General features: G+C 53.5%; 15 protein-coding genes. All 15 read right to left on the reverse strand.

Going from position 1 to position 17,738, the window contains the following annotated elements:
- Positions 1-5: 5 nt before the first annotated feature.
- The 15 genes from dnaE to tsf all read right to left on the reverse strand — a co-directional run bounded on the left by dnaE (position 6) and on the right by tsf (position 17,637).
- Entirely contained in the window at positions 6-3,488 is a 3,483-nt protein-coding gene (dnaE, locus tag SPH27_RS10520) for a DNA polymerase III subunit alpha (protein WP_033144674.1), read from the reverse strand.
- Between the two features lie 38 nt (positions 3,489-3,526).
- Positions 3,527-4,123 (reverse strand): ribonuclease HII, encoded by a 597-nt coding sequence (gene rnhB, locus SPH27_RS10525; protein ID WP_024907528.1) that lies wholly within the window; start codon positions 4,121-4,123, stop codon positions 3,527-3,529.
- On the reverse strand, positions 4,120-5,268 hold the full coding sequence (gene lpxB, locus SPH27_RS10530; protein ID WP_023334578.1) for a lipid-A-disaccharide synthase: 1,149 nt from the start codon (positions 5,266-5,268) through the stop codon (positions 4,120-4,122). Before lpxB ends, rnhB begins: the two co-directional genes overlap by 4 nt.
- On the reverse strand, positions 5,268-6,056 hold the full coding sequence (gene lpxA / locus SPH27_RS10535) for an acyl-ACP--UDP-N-acetylglucosamine O-acyltransferase (protein ID WP_023310462.1): 789 nt from the start codon (positions 6,054-6,056) through the stop codon (positions 5,268-5,270). Before lpxA ends, lpxB begins: the two co-directional genes overlap by 1 nt.
- Before the next feature lie 3 nt (positions 6,057-6,059).
- Positions 6,060-6,515 carry a 3-hydroxyacyl-ACP dehydratase FabZ gene (gene fabZ, locus SPH27_RS10540; RefSeq protein WP_010426706.1) on the reverse strand — a complete coding sequence of 152 codons (456 nt, stop codon included), beginning with the start codon at positions 6,513-6,515 and terminating at the stop codon, positions 6,060-6,062.
- Positions 6,516-6,617: 102 nt separating this feature from the next.
- Positions 6,618-7,643, reverse strand: coding sequence for a UDP-3-O-(3-hydroxymyristoyl)glucosamine N-acyltransferase (gene lpxD / locus SPH27_RS10545; protein ID WP_032644136.1), 1,026 nt, complete (start codon positions 7,641-7,643; stop codon positions 6,618-6,620).
- Positions 7,644-7,646: 3 nt separating this feature from the next.
- Entirely contained in the window at positions 7,647-8,141 is a 495-nt protein-coding gene (gene skp, locus SPH27_RS10550) for a molecular chaperone Skp (protein WP_032644135.1), read from the reverse strand.
- Between the two features lie 122 nt (positions 8,142-8,263).
- Entirely contained in the window at positions 8,264-10,681 is a 2,418-nt protein-coding gene (gene bamA / locus SPH27_RS10555) for an outer membrane protein assembly factor BamA (RefSeq protein WP_033144673.1), read from the reverse strand.
- Positions 10,682-10,710: 29 nt separating this feature from the next.
- Entirely contained in the window at positions 10,711-12,063 is a 1,353-nt protein-coding gene (rseP, locus tag SPH27_RS10560; RefSeq protein ID WP_023310458.1) for a sigma E protease regulator RseP, read from the reverse strand.
- Positions 12,064-12,074: 11 nt separating this feature from the next.
- Positions 12,075-12,932, reverse strand: coding sequence for a phosphatidate cytidylyltransferase (gene cdsA / locus SPH27_RS10565; RefSeq protein WP_023310457.1), 858 nt, complete (start codon positions 12,930-12,932; stop codon positions 12,075-12,077).
- Positions 12,933-12,944: 12 nt separating this feature from the next.
- The gene (ispU, locus tag SPH27_RS10570) at positions 12,945-13,703 is read right to left on the reverse strand and encodes a (2E,6E)-farnesyl-diphosphate-specific ditrans,polycis-undecaprenyl-diphosphate synthase (protein ID WP_024907522.1); all 759 of its coding nucleotides are present in this window, start codon (positions 13,701-13,703) and stop codon (positions 12,945-12,947) included.
- A 186-nt stretch (positions 13,704-13,889) separates the two neighbouring features.
- A complete protein-coding gene (gene ispC, locus SPH27_RS10575; RefSeq protein ID WP_058840561.1) occupies positions 13,890-15,089 on the reverse strand; it encodes a 1-deoxy-D-xylulose-5-phosphate reductoisomerase in 1,200 nt (399 codons plus the stop codon).
- A gap of 95 nt (positions 15,090-15,184) precedes the next feature.
- Entirely contained in the window at positions 15,185-15,742 is a 558-nt protein-coding gene (frr, locus tag SPH27_RS10580) for a ribosome recycling factor (RefSeq protein ID WP_003856180.1), read from the reverse strand.
- Between the two features lie 167 nt (positions 15,743-15,909).
- Positions 15,910-16,635: a UMP kinase gene (pyrH, locus tag SPH27_RS10585; protein ID WP_008501910.1), complete on the reverse strand. Its 726-nt coding sequence runs from the start codon at positions 16,633-16,635 to the stop codon at positions 15,910-15,912.
- A gap of 150 nt (positions 16,636-16,785) precedes the next feature.
- Entirely contained in the window at positions 16,786-17,637 is an 852-nt protein-coding gene (gene tsf, locus SPH27_RS10590; RefSeq protein ID WP_014882627.1) for a translation elongation factor Ts, read from the reverse strand.
- Between the last annotated feature and the right edge of the window lie 101 nt (positions 17,638-17,738).

Genomic DNA, 17,738 nt, shown 5'->3' on the forward strand with positions numbered 1-17,738 from the left:
CTGTATTAGTCAAACTCCAGTTCCACCTGCTCCGAACCAATGAGGCCACGGAGATCGTTCAGTAAACGATCGCTCGGAGAGACACGCCACGTTGCACCAAAGCGCAACCGCGCACGTGCATCCGCCCTCTGATAGTAGAGATGTACTGGAATTGTCCCCGAGCGGTGGGGTTCCAGAGACTGACGGAGTCGGTTTAAAAGCTGGTCATCAATTTGCCTGTCCGTCAGCGAGATAGCAAGCCCGCGAGCATATTTTTCCCGGGCTTCGTCAATGTCCATCACTTCGCGGGCGGTCATTTTAAGCCCCCCACTGAAGTCATCAAAGCTGACCTGTCCGCTGACGATAAGTATGCGGTCTTTTTCCAGCAATTGCTGGTATTTATCCAGCGCGTCGGTGAACAACATCACCTCCAGACGCCCGGAACGGTCATCCAACGTACAGATGCCGATACGATTACCGCGCTTGGTGACCATAACCCTTGCGGCAATCACGAGCCCCGCAGCCGTGGTGATTTTACCACGTTCTGTCGGATGCATGTCTTTAAGCCTGTGGCCGCCGACATAGCGCTCAATTTCTTTGATGTACTGGTTGATCGGGTGCCCCGTCAGGTACAAGCCTAACGTCTCACGCTCCCCATCCAGTACCACCTGTTCTGGCCACGGCTGGCAGTTGGAATAAGATTGCTCGATCTGCTCTGGCTCTTCCGCCAGCACGCCGAACATATCCGCCTGACCAATGGCTTCCGCTTTTGCGTGCTGATCCGCCGCTTTCAGGGCGTCGCCGAGGGAATTCATCAGCGCGGCACGGTGCGGCCCCAGCCTGTCAAACGCGCCGGACATGATCAGTTTTTCCAGCACGCGACGGTTCAGTTTTTTGGTGTCGGTACGGGCGCAAAGATCGAACAGCTCGCGGAAATACCCGCCGTTGTTACGCGCTTCGATGATCGCCTCGATCGGACCTTCGCCCACGCCTTTGATCGCGCCGATCCCGTAAACGATCTCTCCGTCGTCGTTGACGTGGAAGTGGTAGAGCCCTGAGTTAATATCCGGCGGCAGGATCTTAAGCCCCATGCGCCAGCACTCGTCCACCAGGCCAACCACCTTCTCGGTGTTGTCCATATCGGCCGTCATTACCGCCGCCATAAATTCAGCAGGATAGTGCGCTTTCAGCCACAGCGTTTGATACGACACCAAAGCATAGGCGGCGGAGTGGGATTTGTTAAATCCGTACCCGGCGAATTTCTCCACCAGGTCGAAGATTTTCATCGCCAGCTCGCCGTCAACGCCGTTTTTCTTCGCCCCGTCTTCAAAGATGGAGCGCTGCTTGGCCATCTCTTCCGGCTTTTTCTTACCCATCGCACGACGCAGCATGTCCGCGCCGCCGAGCGTATAGCCGGAAAGCACCTGAGCAATCTGCATGACCTGTTCCTGATACAGGATAATGCCGTAGGTTGGCTCCAGCACCGGCTTCAGGCTTTCATGCTGCCACTGAACGTCCGGGTAAGAAATCTCTTCGCGACCGTGCTTACGGTCGATAAAGTTATCTACCATCCCTGACTGCAGTGGGCCCGGACGGAACAGGGCGACCAGTGCGATCATATCTTCGAAGCAGTCGGGCTGCAGGCGTTTAATCAGATCTTTCATGCCGCGGGATTCAAGCTGAAAGACGGCCGTCGTCTCCGAGCGCTGCAGCATGTCGAAACTTTTCTTGTCATCCAGCGGGATGGCGGCAATGTCTATCGGCTCAAGGCCCTGCTTTTCCCGGCGCGGGTTGATCATCTTCAGCGCCCAGTCGATGATCGTCAGCGTACGCAGGCCGAGGAAGTCAAACTTCACCAGCCCGGCGTATTCTACGTCGTTCTTATCAAACTGAGTAACCGGGTGCTCACCCGCTTCATCGCAGTAGAGCGGCGCGAAGTCGGTAATTTTGGTCGGGGCGATAACCACGCCCCCCGCATGCTTACCGGCGTTACGCGTGACGCCTTCCAGCTTGCGCGCCATGTCGATCAGCGCTTTCACTTCTTCGTCAGCTTCGTAGATTTCCGGCAGCTGAGGTTCGGCTTCAAACGCTTTTGCCAGCGTCATGCCCGGATCGGGCGGCACCAGCTTAGAAATGCGATCGACAAACCCGTACGGGTGGCCCAGCACGCGGCCGACGTCGCGGATAACCGCTTTCGCCGCCATCGTACCGAACGTAATAATCTGCGATACCGCATCACGGCCGTACATATCGGCAACGTGCTCGATCACCTGGTCGCGTTTCTCCATGCAGAAGTCGACGTCAAAGTCGGGCATGGAGACACGTTCCGGGTTAAGGAAACGTTCGAACAGCAGGTCGAATTCCAGCGGATCGAGGTCGGTAATTTTAAGCGCATAGGCCACAAGCGATCCCGCACCGGAGCCACGCCCCGGTCCGACCGGTACGCCGTTATCCTTTGACCACTGGATAAACTCCATTACGATCAGGAAGTAGCCCGGGAAGCCCATCTGGTTGATGACCTGGAGTTCAATATCCAGGCGCTCATCGTACGGCGGCCGCTTCTCTTTGCGAACGGCCTCATCCGGGAACAGGAATTCCAGACGCTCTTCCAGACCTTCTTTTGATTTCACGACCAGGAAATCTTCCGTGGTCATGTCACCCGTCGGGAACTGCGGCAGGAAGTATTCGCCGAGGCGGACGGTAACGTTACAGCGCCTGGCGATCTCTACGCTGTTTTCCAGCGCTTCGGGGATATCGGAGAAGAGTTCACACATCTCCTCCTCGCTGCGCATGTACTGTTGAGCGGAGTAATTACGCGGCCGTTTCGGATCGTCGAGCGTGAAGCCATCGTGGATCGCCACGCGAATTTCGTGAGCGTCAAAATCTCCCGGCTCGAGGAAGCGTACATCGTTTGTCGCGACGACGGGCAGCCCGCGTTCTTCCGCAAGTGCGACCGCCGCATGCAGATAGCTCTCTTCGTCCTGACGACCGGTGCGGATCAACTCCAGATAATAACGATCCGGGAAATACTCTTCATAGAACGAGACGCATTGATCCACCAGCGCGCTATTGCCGCGCAGCAGGCATTTACCGACATCGCCCATACGGCCGCCAGAGATCAGCAGCAGCCCTTCGTTCAGCTCAGCCAGCCAGTCCCTGTCGATCCACGGGCCCAGCGCACCATATCCGCGCTGATAGGCTTTTGAGATAAGCAGAGTGAGGTTTTGATAGCCCGTGTTGTTCATCGCCAGCACGGAGATTTGCGTCATTTCATCGCCGACGAGATCGCTCTGGACATGAAAATCTGCGCCGACGATAGGCTTCATTCCCGCACCGTGCGCCGTTCCGTAGAACTTCACCAGGCCACACAGGTTGGTAAAATCGGTGATCGCCAGCGCGGGCATGCCAAGGGAGGCCGCCTTTTTTACCAGCGGCCCGGTCTTCGCCAGCCCATCGATCATGGAGTAGTCGCTATGCACCCGCAGGTGTACGAAACGTGGTTCAGCCATCTTCAGATTCCGCGTTACTTAATTGCTTGCGTATTGATTCAGGACACCCGTCCCAGCGCGCGTTTCACCGGGCCAAAACTGCGTCGGTGATGTTCGGTTGCGCCATGTTCAGCCAGCCTTTCCAGATGGAAAGGTGTGGGATAACCCTTATGCTGGGCGAAACCATACTGAGGATAAGTGAGGTCCAGCGCGGCCATTTCGGCATCGCGCGTCACTTTGGCAATGATAGAAGCGGCGCTAATTTCTGCGACCCGACTATCGCCTTTGACGACCGCCATTGAAGGCATGGGCAATGCCGGACAGCGGTTGCCGTCAATCAGGACATATTCCGGGGAAATTTTCAGACCTGCTACCGCACGCTGCATCGCCAGCATCGTGGCATGCAAAATATTCAGCTCGTCTATTTCATGCGGTTCAGCGCGCCCCAGGCTCCAGGCCAGCGCCTTCTCCTGAATCTCACTGAACAGCGCCAGACGGCGTTTTTCAGACAATTTTTTTGAGTCGTTCAGCCCGATAATCGGGCGAGCCGGATCGAGGATCACCGCGGCAGTCACCACAGCCCCGACCAACGGGCCACGACCCACTTCGTCCACGCCCGCCACAAGGCGAGTGTGAGGATAAACAAATTCCATCATTTTGCTAACTCCAGCACCGCATCAGCCGCTTGCTCATCAGCATTACAGCGGATCAGTTGATGCAGTTCGCGGAAGGTATCGTGCATCTGGTGGCTGGTCTTGCCGTTCGCGAGCAGCGGCAGTAGTGCATCGGCAAGCGCCTGCGGCTGGCACTCATCCTGCAGCAGCTCTTTCACCAGCTCGCGCCCGGCAAGCAGGTTTGGCAGGGAGACATAATCCGTTTTAACCAGACGTTTTGCCAGCCAGAAAGTGAACGGCTTCATGCGATAACCGACCACCATCGGGCATTTCGCCAGCATGCATTCCAGCGCCGCCGTGCCGGAGGCCAGCAGCGCGGCATCGCTCGCATACATCGCTTCCCGCCCTTTCCCGTCCAGAAGACGGACGTGAAGATCCGGGGCGACTTCCGCTTTGATGCGCTCAAACTGCTCACGGCGTTTCGCATTTACCAGCGGAACAACCACTTCAAGATCCGGATAGGTCTGGCGAAGAATTTGCGCAGTTTTGAGGAAATCGGCGCTCAGCATCTCAACTTCTGCGCCACGGCTGCCCGGTAGCAGTGCCAGACAGTGCACATCGTGCGGGATGCCCAGCGCGTCGCGCGCCGCGTTTTTATCCGGATCCAATGGCATCGCATCCGCCATGGTATGACCGATAAAACGGCACGGAACATTAAATCTGTCGTAAAACGCTTTTTCGAAAGGCAGGAAAGCCAGCACCAGGTTGGTGGACCGTCCGATTTTGAAAACGCGTTTCTGTCGCCACGCCCAGACGGACGGACTGACGTAGTGAATTGTTTTGATACCCTGCTTTTTCAGATTCCCTTCGAGGGTAATGTTGAAATCAGGCGCATCGATACCGACAAACACATCGGGTTTGAGTTCGGTAAAACGGCGGGTGAGATCGGCGCGGATGTGCAGCAAACGGCGTAGCCGTCCCAGCACCTCAACGATGCCCATCACGGCGAGTTCTTCCATTTCATACCAGGCTTCACAGCCTTCGGCCTGCATCAGCGGGCCAGCAACGCCGACAAAGCGAGCATTGGGTACACGCGCCTTAAGCGCGCGGATGAGACCGGCACCAAGAATATCGCCGGAGGTTTCTCCGGCGACCAGGGCTATCGTAAGCGGACGACTGTCGACCATTAACGAATCAGACCCCTTGTTGAACGGTCAAAGAATTCCATGAACGCGTTCACTTCCGGGTGCTTATTCGCCAGCTCGGCAATTTCCGGCTTCGCCTCTTCCAGCGTTTTACCGCTACGGTACAGCAGTTTGTACGCGTTGCGGATGGCAGTAATCGCTTCGCGACTAAAACCACGACGCTTGAGGCCTTCGATGTTCACGCCAAACGGCGTGGCATGGTTGCCCTGCGCAATCACATACGGTGGGACGTCCTGCGCCACACCGGAGCATCCGCCAACCATCACGTGCGCACCAATGATGCAGAACTGATGGACTGCGGTCATGCCGCCAATAATTGCGAAGTCATCAACCGATACGTGTCCTGCCAGCGTTGCGTTGTTGGCAAGAATACAGCGGTCACCCACGGTACAGTCGTGCGCGATGTGAGCATTAACCATAAACAGGTTATCGCTGCCCACCTTCGTCAACCCACCACCCTGTACTGTTCCACGATGAATAGTGACGCTTTCGCGAATACGGTTACGATCGCCAATTTCCAGACGGGTCGACTCACCAGCATATTTCAGATCCTGGTTAACTTCGCCGATGGAAGCGAACTGATAGATCTCGTTATTGCAGCCAATGGTCGTGTGACCATTCACGACAACATGAGATTTCAGTACTGTACCCTCACCAATTTCGACATGGGGTCCAACAATACAAAACGGGCCAATGTGGACGTTAGCGCCAATGATGGCACCGGTTTCCACAATAGCGGTAGGATGAATAAAGGCGGATTTATCAATCACGTATCAGGACTCCCGGCTACGAGCACACATCATCGTCGCTTCGCAAACAACTTTGCCGTCAACCAGCGCTACGCCTTTGAAGCGAGTCAGGCCACGACGCGTTTTTTCAAAAGTGACTTCCATGATCATCTGATCACCAGGCACGACAGGGCGCTTAAAGCGCGCTTCATCAATACCCGCGAAGTAATACAGCTCACCTGGCTCCAGTTTGCCAACGCTTTTAAACGCCAGAATACCGGTAGCCTGAGCCATCGCTTCCAGAATCAACACACCCGGGAAGATAGGCTTACCAGGGAAGTGTCCCTGGAAAAACGGCTCGTTCACGGAAACATTTTTCACTGCGCGCAGAAAACGACCTTCTTCAAAATCCAGCACACGGTCTACCAGCAGAAACGGGTAGCGGTGCGGCAGAAGTTCTAAAATCTCTTCAATATGCAGAGTATGAGTGTCAGTAGTCAAAATACTCTTCCTGTCAAAATGTACTGATAACAATAATAACACGGCCTGCCGGTTTATTAGAAAGCCGACAGGCCGGGAAAAATAGCGTTAAACGGATGACGCTTAATCTTGTTGATCGATCTTACGCTCAAGGGACTTGAGGCGCTTGCTCATATCATCAATGTTCATCACCAGAGCTGCTGTTTTACGCCATACCTTGTTGGGTTGTAGCGGAATACCTGAGGAATAGACGCCAGGTTCAGTGATAGGACGCATTACCATGCCCATTCCCGTCACAGTCACCTTGTCGCATATTTCCATATGGCCATTAATCACGCTCGCGCCGCCAATCATGCAATAACGGCCAATTTTCAGGCTGCCTGCCATGATGACGCCACCCGCAACCGCGGTATTGTCGCCAATCACAACGTTATGCGCAATCTGGCACTGGTTATCGATGATAACACCATTGCCAATGATCGTGTCGTCAAGCGCGCCACGGTCAATGGTGGTACAGGCGCCGATCTCTACGCGATCGCCAATAATAACGCGACCAAGCTGCGGGATCTTAACCCAGTTACCACGATCGTTAGCGTAACCAAAGCCATCAGAACCAATAACGGTGCTGGACTGGACGAGGCAATTTTCGCCAATTTCAACATCATGATAAACGGACACATTGGCCCATAAACGGGTTCCGGCGCCGATTTTCGTATTTTTCCCAACGAAGCAGCCCGGGCCAATGACGACGTTATCGCCCAGCACAACGCCGGATTCGATAACTGCATTCGCGCCAACGGCGACGTTGTTACCAAGCCTGGCCGTCGCATCAATCGCTGCACTGGCCGCAATGTTCTGGGCCGGCTGCGGCGTGGTATCAAGAATTTGAGCCATGCGTGCATACGTCAGGTAGGGGTTTTTCACTACCAGCGCGCTTACAGTGGCAAATGGAAGATCGTCCTGCGTCAGTACAACAGCTGACGCCTGGCATTGAGCCAGTTGCTCACGGTACTTAGGGCTTACCATGAAGGTAATCGTGCCAGCTTTAGCAGATTGCATGGACGCAACAGCGGTGATGACGATATCGCCATCACCGTGTAATTCTGCATCCAACTGCTGAGCTAAATCAGCCAGTCGAATTGAAGGCATTACTTATTTAACCTGTTTCAGAACATCAGCAGTGATGTCTTTAACATCTTTGCTGTTATAAGCAACGGCGTTCGCATCTACAACCAGATCGATACTCTGATCGGCAGCCACTGCTTTAACAGCAGTCTGAATGCGAGTTACCAGCTTGCCGCGTTCTTCGTTAGAACGACGCTGACGATCCTGCTCGAAAGCCTGCGCTTTCTGGGAGAACGTCTGGCGCTGAGCCATTACGTCTTTTTCCAGCTTGCTGCGATCGCTTGCTTTCATGGTAGAACCATCACGCTGCAGACGCTGCATTTTGGACTGAAGATCGTTTTCCATACCCTGCAGTTCGCTTGCACGGCCTTTGAATTCGTTTTCCAGAGTCGCAGAAACACCCGTTTTCTGTGCAACCTGCTGGAACAAATTACCCATGTTGACGATTGCAATTTTGTCTGCTGCCTGAGCAGAAGTTGCCATCGCTAAACCGAGACCTGCAGCTAATAACCACTTTTTCACAATTAACTCCTTACCATCCCATTGGCACCAGAAGGTACCGTTCTTTGCGTGGCAAGGCGACCGTGTTACCGATCGCCAGTTGTCAGCGCTACACTGCCAACGCATTCCTTTGCAGCGGATTATTACCAGGTTTTACCAATGTTAAACTGGAATTGCTCCGCTTTGTCTCCATCATATTTCTTAAACGGCTGGGCGTAGGAGAAGACCAACGGCCCCAGCGGTGACATCCATTGTAATGCGATACCGGCAGACATGCGAATATTGCTCGGATCGCTGTAGTCAGGAATGCCTTCTGCGCGCATCTGGGCAGTATTCTGCCAGTTGGTATCCCACACGGTACCGGCATCCCAGAAGAAGGACGTACGGACCGAGTTCGCATATTTATCACTGATAAACGGCGTTGGCGTGATGAACTCCAGGCTGGCAACGGCCATGGCGTTACCGCCCACCGCGTCATTGGAGCTACAGACTTCTGACGAGGAAGACTTATCACAGTTATCTTTGTCGTTTCCGCCGTAGTAAACCGCTTTCGGACCAATGTTGTTGGACTGGAAACCACGAACGGTGCTGGAGCCACCCGCATAGAAGTTTTCATAGAACGGCAGTTCTTTGCTACCCAGACCATCTCCATAGCCCCAACGGGTACGACCCAGAACCACCCACTTATGATCGTCATCGATCGGGAAATAGGACGCGGTATCCAGCGTGACCTTATAGAACTCGTTATCGGAACCCGGCACGGTAACTTTACCGTTCAGGTTGACGCGAGAACCTTCCGTTGGGAAGTAACCACGGTCGAGACGGTTATAGGTCCAGCCGTAGTTAAAGGTGAAGTCATCCGCCGCGAAGCCATTGTCATTACCATTTTTACTGGTTGACTGGCCGATAGAGTCCAGATAACGCCACATCGCCACCTGCGGTTGCATGTTGGACAGGTCGTTATGCACGTAACCCAAGCCCGCACGCAGGGTGTTGTATTCATTAACCGGGAAGCCAAGCGTACCGTCGACACCGTAACTCTTGTTGGTGTAAGAAGACAGGTCCGCGTCGTCTGCTTTAAAGTCGTTATAGAAGATACGACCGCCCAGGCTTACACCGTCAACGGTGAAGTATGGGTTAGTCACAGAGAACTCAGAGTAGGTCTGGTAGTCGTTTTTGGTGCCATTAATACCGACAGAGTAACCCGTACCCAGCCAGTTATCCTGCTGCACGCCGACCTGGAAGCTGACGCCGCTTTCAGTACCGTAGCCCACACCGAAGTTGAAGCTACCGGTGTTGCGCTCTTTCACTTTATATACGACATCAACCTGATCCGGGCTGCCCGGTACGCGCTGGGTATCGGTATCCACCGTTTCAAAATAGCCCAGACGGTTCAGACGCTCTTTACCCTGATCAACGAGGTCGCTTCCCAACCATGCGCCTTCCATCTGACGCATTTCGCGACGCAGAACGGAATCTTTGGAGGTGTCGTTACCGACGAAGCGGATCTTACGCACGTAGAAACGGTTGCCCGCATCAACATTCACATGCAGCTTAACGGTTTTATCCGCGTCATTGATTTCCGGCTGAGTCTGTACGCGCGGATAGGCATAACCGTAGCGGCCGAGCAGCTTCTTAATGCTGTCTTCCATTTTGGTTACCTTGGAACCGCTATACAGATCGCCCGGCTGAATTTTGGTCAGCGATTCGATTTCAGCAGAATGCCCCGCCAGGTTACCACTCACTTCAACACCAGAAAGCTTGTACTGCTCGCCTTCAGTGATGTTAACCGTAATGTAGATACCTTTCTTGTCCGGAGTCAGACTGACCTGAGTCGAGTCGATGTTGAAACGCGCATAGCCACGATCGAGATAGTAGCTGCGCAGGGTTTCGAGGTCGCCCGCCAGTTTCTGTTTCTGGTATTTGCGATCGCCCACCACGTTCCACCATGGCACTTCATCGCGCAGCTGGAAGGTGGAGATCAGTTCGTCGGTGCTGAACGCGTGGTTGCCGACAATGTTGATCTGCTGGATCTTCGCAGAAACACCTTCCTGGAAGACCAGCTTCAGGTCAACACGGTTACGTGGCAGCGGAGTGACAACCGCTTTCACGCTGGCGCTGTATTTACCGACGCTGTAGTAGAAGTCTTCCAGACCTTTTTCAATGTCTGAAAGGGTTGTGCGGTCCAGGGACTCACCCACACGAACACCAGATGCTTCAAGGTTCTGCTTGAGCATGTCATCTTTCACCGACTTGTTACCGGAGAAAGTGATACTGGCGATCGTCGGACGTTCTTTTACCTGTACCAGCAGCGTATCACCATCGCGCAGGACGCGGACGTCCTCAAAGTTGCCGGTGGCAAACAGAGCACGGATGGTGTTACTGATATCATCATCATTAACCGTATCGCCGGGGCGTACAGGCATACTGAGGAGGGCCGCACCAACGGCGACACGCTGGAGGCCTTCGAAATGAATGTCTTTCACTACGAACCCGTCAGCACCGTATACGGTGGCGCTGCTAAACAGCAGCGACGCTATGAGCAACTTTTTCATCGCCATCGTTATTATGCGTTCTTCCTAACACTCTCTTACAACCGAGAGAAATCATTGAAAAGTGCAAGCCCCATTAACAGCACCAGCAAAATCGAGCCAATGCGATAACTAAAGTCTTGAACTCGCTCGGATACCGGCCCGCCTTTTAGCTTTTCAATCGCCAAAAACAGCAGATGACCCCCGTCTAAAACGGGAAGCGGGAACAGGTTGATTATCCCAAGGTTCACGCTAATGAGCGCGAGGAACATGAGATAGTAAATCACCCCGAATTCCGCTGACATCCCAGCCCCCTGAGCAATCGAAATTGGCCCACTGAGGTTGTTCAGTTTCACATCACCGGTTATCAATTTCCCCAACATGTTGACCGTCAGCTTCATCAGTTGCCATGTTTTATCCGTGGCTTCAAGGATGGCGCTGAACGGCCCATACTGGCGTATTGTCTTGTACTCATCTGGCAGCGGGATCACTTTTGGCACAACGCCTGCAAACCCTTCTGCCTTTTTGCCGACCGACTTCGTATCCGGGATCAGCGTCAGCGAAAGCGGACTGCCCTGCCTTTCAACTTCCAGCGCGAGAGACGTTCCCGGATTATCGCGCACCAGAGTAACAAAGGTCATCCACTCTGTTAATGGTTGACCATCGACTTTAACGATCCTGTCGCCCGCTTGCAAACCCGCTTTGCTCGCCGCCGAATTTGCCTGTACTTCGGCTAATACCGGCTCAATCTGCGCGCCGCGTGGACGAATGCCCAGCGCAGCGACGGGATCCTCTTTGTCTGGCTCGAAACGCCAGTGACGTAAATCGAGTACTTTGTCCTGACGCGTATCTGAACCAAACGGCGATACGCTGATGGTGGTCTGCGGATCGCCGATTTTGGCTACCAGCTGCAGTCGCACGGCATCCCAATCAGGGGTTTCGATGCCATCAATCGCTTTAAGTTCCATCCCGGATGTAATTTGCGCACTCGCCGCGATGGAATTGGGGGCAATTTCACCCACCACCGGACGTACGCCAGGGACGCCGATGATAAACACCAGCCAGTAAGCGAAAATCGCAAAGATGAAGTTGGCTACCGGTCCGGCAGCAATGATGGCGGCGCGTTGTCCAACGGTTTTATTGTTGAATGCGCTGTGTCGCAGCTCAGGAGCGACAGGCTCGACGCGTTCGTCGAGCATTTTGACGTAGCCGCCCAGCGGGATAAGGGCGATGACAAATTCCGTGCCGTGGCGGTCGGTGCGCGTCCAGAGTGATTTACCAAAACCGATGGAAAATCGCTCTACGCGCACGCCACAGCGGCGAGCAACCCAGAAATGGCCAAATTCATGCACGGTAATCAGTACACCCAGTGCAACAATGAACGCCGCCAGATTCCAGAGAATGCTCAGCATAAAACCTTCCGTTAAATCGTCCCGAATACCAGTAAAAGCAAACACGCAAACACTGGAACAGCCGCTGTCAGGCTATCAATGCGATCCAGTATACCGCCATGCCCTGGAATCAGGTGTCCGCTGTCCTTAATCCCTGCTTCACGCTTAAACATACTTTCGGTTAAATCACCGAGCACGGAGGCAAGCGCAGCAAAAATCGAGCACACCAGCAGTATTGACGGTGCCACTTCAAGATTCGCCCAGACGCCGTAGCCCCAGGAGATGATCGCTGCCGTAAACAGGCCGCCGATGAATCCTTGCCAGGTTTTGCCCGGAGAAACCTTCGGTGCCAGCTTATGTTTGCCAAACAGTTTACCAAACATATAGGCCCCGGAGTCAGCCCCCCAGACCAGAATCATCACATAAAGCAGCCAGATCGCACCGCTGTAGTGGTTTTCGTCGTAGTGCCACGCTCGCAGCGCAACCATACCCCAGAAAAAAGGAATAATTGTGAGCAAGCCAAAAATCAGTCGCAGCACTTTTGAATTACGCCACAATGCCGCGGAACCCGGGTAAAAAAGAACCAGCAACAGCGCGGCAACCCACCAGGCCAGCGATATCCACAAGGAACCGGCAACCAGGGGCTGATGAATATCATGGTGATATTCAGGCAACGTAAACAGCATTATGGCCAGGATAAAGCCACAAAGTACCGCAAGCCATACTCGCTGAGTGCGCGAGGTAAAGCCGCTAAACTGTCCCCATTCCCACGCAGCGAGCATGCACACCACCAGCGTGACAATAGCGAATCCCACCGGGGGCAGTAAAAACAGCGCCGCAATGACAATGGGTATTAATACAAAAGCGGAAATCAGGCGATACTTCAGCAAAAGCTACCCCCATCAGGCTTTGTCGCCACCAGGCTCGGTGCCGCCGAAACGACGCTCTCGATTGGCAAAGGCATGCAGCGCACCTTCAAAGTCTTGTTCATCAAAATCGGGCCAAAGAACATCCGTAAAGTAAAGTTCGGCATAGGCAATTTGCCATATCAAAAAGTTACTTATGCGATGTTCCCCCCCTGTCCTAATTACCAAATCCACAGGTGCCTGTTCATTCATGCAGATTTGCTTGCTCAGCGCCTCTTCATCAATTTGGTCGGGTCTCAACAGCCCTTCCTGAACCTGTTCGGCCAGATGCCGAACGCCCTGGATAATATCCCAGCGTCCGCCGTAATTCGCCGCAATATTCAGCGTCAAACCGGTATTATTTTCCGTCAGCGCTTCAGCTTTGCGGATCCGTTCCTGCAAACGTGAGTTAAAACGACTGGTATCGCCAATGATACGCAGGCGGACGTTGTGGCGGTGCAGGCTTTTTACTTCGCTGTCTAGCGCCCACACAAACAATTCCATCAACGCAGTCACTTCCTGCAGAGGTCGATTCCAGTTTTCACTGCTAAAAGCATAGAGCGTTAACGCATCAATGCCGTTGTTGGCGGCAAAAGAAACGGCGCGGCGAACGGATTTCGCCCCCGCTTTATGCCCAAAGGCTCGTATCTTCCCTTGTCTTTTCGCCCAGCGGCCATTGCCATCCATAATGATTGCTACATGACGGCAGCCATGAGCTGGCAAATTTTCGCTTATTGGTTGATTCGCAGACAACATAACGCGTTTTTTGTCCCTGAAAAGGATTTAACGGTACTCAGGAATACTGAAGCCTATACATAAAAAAGCCGTGTCAAACCACGGCTCACCTGACCACATTAAGTCAAATACCTGCGATCAGGTGGCGCAGACTATATCACTGAAGCCCAACGCTAACAAATAGCACGACGACTAGTGCTTGCTTTATCACCAGCTTGCGAGACGTGTCACCCGTTGGCGTGCAATATTACGCGCAGCTGCATCCACCGCCAGCACCTCTTCCACGCTTTGTGGTTCGCGCAAATCCATCATGTCCAGTACCGATAAATTTAACGACGCGATATCGGTAAAACGAATTTGCTGATTCAGAAATGCCTCAACGGTAATTTCATTGGCTGCATTAAGTGCCGTCGTCGCCGCCTGCCCCTGGTCAAAGGCATTCATCGCAAGCTTCAGACAAGGATAGCGGTCGTAGTCTGGTTCACTGAACGTCAGGGAACTTAGCTTGCAGAAATCAAGCGGCTTCACGCCGGATTTCACTCGATTTGGCCACGCCATTGAATGGGCAATCGGCGTACGCATGTCCGGCTCGCCCAGCTGTGCCAGCACGCTACCATCCTGATAACGCACCATCGAGTGAATCACCGATTGCGGGTGAATCAGTACTTCCATCTGTTTCGCTGACGCATTAAACAGCCAGCGTGCTTCAATGTATTCCAGACCTTTGTTCATCATGGTGGCAGAATCAACGGAGATTTTACGCCCCATCGACCAGTTCGGATGACGGCACGCCTGATCCGGTGTCATCGCACGCAGTTCAGACAGTGGCGTTTCACGGAACGGGCCACCAGACCCGGTAAGCAGAATAGACACCACGCCATTCTGCTCCAGGTCAGCGTACCCCAGGTTCTGTTGAAAAGGTTGCGGTAAACTCTGAAAAATCGCGTTGTGTTCGCTGTCGACCGGCAGAAGACGCGCGCCGCGCTGCTTCACCGCATCCATAAACAGGCGCCCGCAGGTGACCAACGACTCTTTATTGGCCAGCAAAACATCCTTACCGGCATCAATCGCGGCAAGCGTCGGCAGCAGCCCTGCCGCGCCGACAATGGCCGCCATAACCTGATCCACCTCGTCCAGCGCCGCCATCTCGCAGGCCGCCTGCTGTCCACTCAGCACTTCGGTTCGGCTGCCCTTTTCACGCAGCTGTGCTTTCAGCAGACGCGCGCTCTCTTCGTCATCCATCACCGCATAGCGGGGCGCAAACTCCAGACACTGTTCGACCATTCGCTGCACATTCTTACCGGCCACCAGCGCTGTCACGGTGTAAAGTTCAGGATTATGGCGAACGACGTCGAGAGTGCTGCAACCGATAGAGCCGGTTGAGCCGAGGAGTGTTAAATGCTTCATGAGATGCCCGAAAAAAGTTAGACCAGATAAAAGCAAAACGCCGCCAGCAAGACCCGAAGTCCTTCTGAACGGCGTTTATCAGTGTACGACAGAAATCAGAACTGCATCAGTTCCGCTTCTTTTTCTGCCAGCGCCGCATCAATTTTCTTGATGGCCGCGTCGGTCATTTTCTGAATGTCGTCCTGAGAACGACGATCGTCATCTTCGCTGATCTCTTTTTCTTTCAGCAGTGCTTTCACTTTATCGTTCGCATCGCGACGGACGTTACGCACGGATACACGACCCTGCTCAGCTTCGCCACGAACCACTTTGATAAGATCTTTACGACGTTCTTCCGTCAGCGGAGGCAGTGGAACGCGGATGTCTGCGCCCGCAGAGCTTGGGTTCAGTCCAAGGTCAGAGGCCATAATCGCTTTCTCAACGGCCGGGCTCATAGAGCGGTCGAAGACGTTGATTTTCAGCGTACGGGTATCTTCAACCGTCACGCTCGCCAGCTGGCGCAGAGGGGTTGGCGTACCGTAATATTCTACGATGATGCCATCCAGCAGGCTTGGGGAAGCACGGCCAGTACGGATTTTGCTGATTTGGTTTTTGAACGCTTCTACGCATTTGTCCATGCGTACTTCAGCATCTTTTCTGATGTCGTTAATCACGTTACGAATCCTTGAAAACTTGTCTCAGGCAGACTATCCGCCAGCACAGCGCTACAGGTGTGCTAAGTATAGTCGCGTTTAATTCATGACAACGCCAAAGGCGCGCCCGGGTAAGATACCACTACAAAATAAAGCGGAATCTTACCTGTATTTATCGTCGACGGAAATTATTCCGTGATCAAAGTGCCTTCTTTTTCGCCCATGACCACGCGACGCAGTGCGCCAGGCTTGTTCATGTTGAAGACACGGATCGGCAGTTTGTGGTCGCGAGCCAGCGTGAAGGCGGCAAGATCCATCACTTTCAGCTCTTTATCCAGCACTTCGCTGTAGCTCAGCTGATCGTACATGGTGGCAGAAGGATCTTTTGCCGGGTCGGCAGTAAACACGCCGTCTACTTTGGTCGCTTTCAGTACCACATCGGCTTCGATCTCGATACCGCGCAGGCAGGCAGCGGAATCGGTAGTAAAGAACGGGTTACCCGTACCGGCGGAGAGGATCACCACGCGGTTATTGCGCAGCAGGCTGATGGCCTCTGCCCAGCTGTAATTATCGCAAACGCCATTCAGCGGGATCGCGGACATCAGGCGGGCATTCACATAGGCGCGGTGCAGTGCATCACGCATTGCCAGGCCATTCATGACGGTTGCCAGCATACCCATGTGGTCGCCCACAACGCGGTTCATCCCCGCTTTCGCCAGACCAGCACCACGGAAAAGGTTGCCACCGCCAATGACCACGCCAACCTGGATACCCAGTTCGACCAGTTCTTTGATTTCCTGTGCCATGCGATCAAGGATGCTTGCGTCAATACCGAAGCCTTCCGATCCCTGCAGCGCTTCGCCACTCAGCTTAAGCAGAATGCGTTTGTACACGGGTTTTGCATTGGTAGCCATGTTTCTTTCCTGAGACTGTCAACGATTAAGATGGGGGTTAATTCTGGCGACATGATATGCCGCAAATCAGCACAGCGATACTGGAGCCTGTCTGATTTCCTGTGACGGGTGACAAAAAGAAGCCGCCCTCAGGCGGCTCCTTTTCAATCATTAAGACTGCTTGGACATTGCAGCAACTTCTGCTGCGAAGTCAGTCTCAACTTTCTCGATGCCTTCGCCCACTTCGAAGCGGATGAAGCCAGTTACGTCAGCGTTGTGCTCTTTCAGCAGCTGAGCAACAGACTTGCTTGGGTCCATTACGAATGGCTGGCCAGTCAGAGAAACTTCGCCGGTGAATTTCTTCATGCGGCCTTCAACCATTTTCTCTGCGATTTCTTTTGGCTTACCAGACTGCATCGCGATGTCCAGCTGAACCTGGTACTCTTTCTCTACCACTTCAGCAGACACGTCTTCTGGCTTAACGAATTCTGGTTTGCTTGCAGCAATGTGCATTGCCAGCTGTTTAACCAGCTCTTCGTCAGCGCCTTTAGCCGCAACCAGAACACCGATACGTGCACCGTGCTGGTAAGAGCCCAGAACGTCGCCTTCCAGAGAAGATACGCGACGGATGTTGATGTTCTCACCGATTTTAGCAACCAGCGCAACACGTTCTTCTTCGAACTGTGCTTTCAGAACTTCAACGTCAGTGATTTTACCCGCAACAGCTGCGTCCAGAACTTTGTTAGCAAATGCCTGGAAACCACCATCTTTAGCAACGAAGTCAGTCTGGCAGTTAACTTCCAGAATGATGCCGTAGTTGCCGTCGATCTTAGTGATGATCACGCCGTCAGCAGCAACGTTGCCTGCTTTTTTAGCTGCTTTGATCGCACCGGATTTACGCATGTTTTCGATTGCCAGCTCGATGTCGCCGTTCGCTTCAGTCAGCGCTTTTTTGCAATCCATCATGCCTGCGCCAGTACGCTCGCGCAGCTCTTTTACCAGGGATGCGGTAATTTCAGCCATTCTTAAATCCTCGGGAGATGTGAACTGCCCGGCCGTGGGCCAAACAGTGTAAATTGAAAAAAGGGGCCGGTAATGGGCCCCTATTCATACACGGTACTAAT

Origin of the sequence: Enterobacter sp. A103, from assembly GCF_034427535.1 — a bacterium.
Classification (GTDB): domain Bacteria; phylum Pseudomonadota; class Gammaproteobacteria; order Enterobacterales; family Enterobacteriaceae; genus Enterobacter; species Enterobacter asburiae_B.

Bases quoted from the DNA above. Each gene is read 5' to 3' on its own strand.
- rseP (WP_023310458.1), bottom strand. From the start codon at position 12,063: ATGCTGAGCATTCTCTGGAATCTGGCGGCGTTCATTGTTGCACTGGGT.
- ispC (WP_058840561.1), bottom strand. From the start codon at position 15,089: ATGAAGCATTTAACACTCCTCGGCTCAACCGGCTCTATCGGTTGCAGC.
- lpxD (WP_032644136.1), bottom strand. From the start codon at position 7,643: ATGCCTTCAATTCGACTGGCTGATTTAGCTCAGCAGTTGGATGCAGAA.
- dnaE (WP_033144674.1), bottom strand. From the start codon at position 3,488: ATGGCTGAACCACGTTTCGTACACCTGCGGGTGCATAGCGACTACTCC.
- tsf (WP_014882627.1), bottom strand. From the start codon at position 17,637: ATGGCTGAAATTACCGCATCCCTGGTAAAAGAGCTGCGCGAGCGTACT.
- lpxB (WP_023334578.1), bottom strand. From the start codon at position 5,268: ATGGTCGACAGTCGTCCGCTTACGATAGCCCTGGTCGCCGGAGAAACC.
- pyrH (WP_008501910.1), bottom strand. From the start codon at position 16,635: ATGGCTACCAATGCAAAACCCGTGTACAAACGCATTCTGCTTAAGCTG.
- rnhB (WP_024907528.1), bottom strand. From the start codon at position 4,123: ATGATGGAATTTGTTTATCCTCACACTCGCCTTGTGGCGGGCGTGGAC.
- ispU (WP_024907522.1), bottom strand. From the start codon at position 13,703: ATGTTGTCTGCGAATCAACCAATAAGCGAAAATTTGCCAGCTCATGGC.
- bamA (WP_033144673.1), bottom strand. From the start codon at position 10,681: ATGGCGATGAAAAAGTTGCTCATAGCGTCGCTGCTGTTTAGCAGCGCC.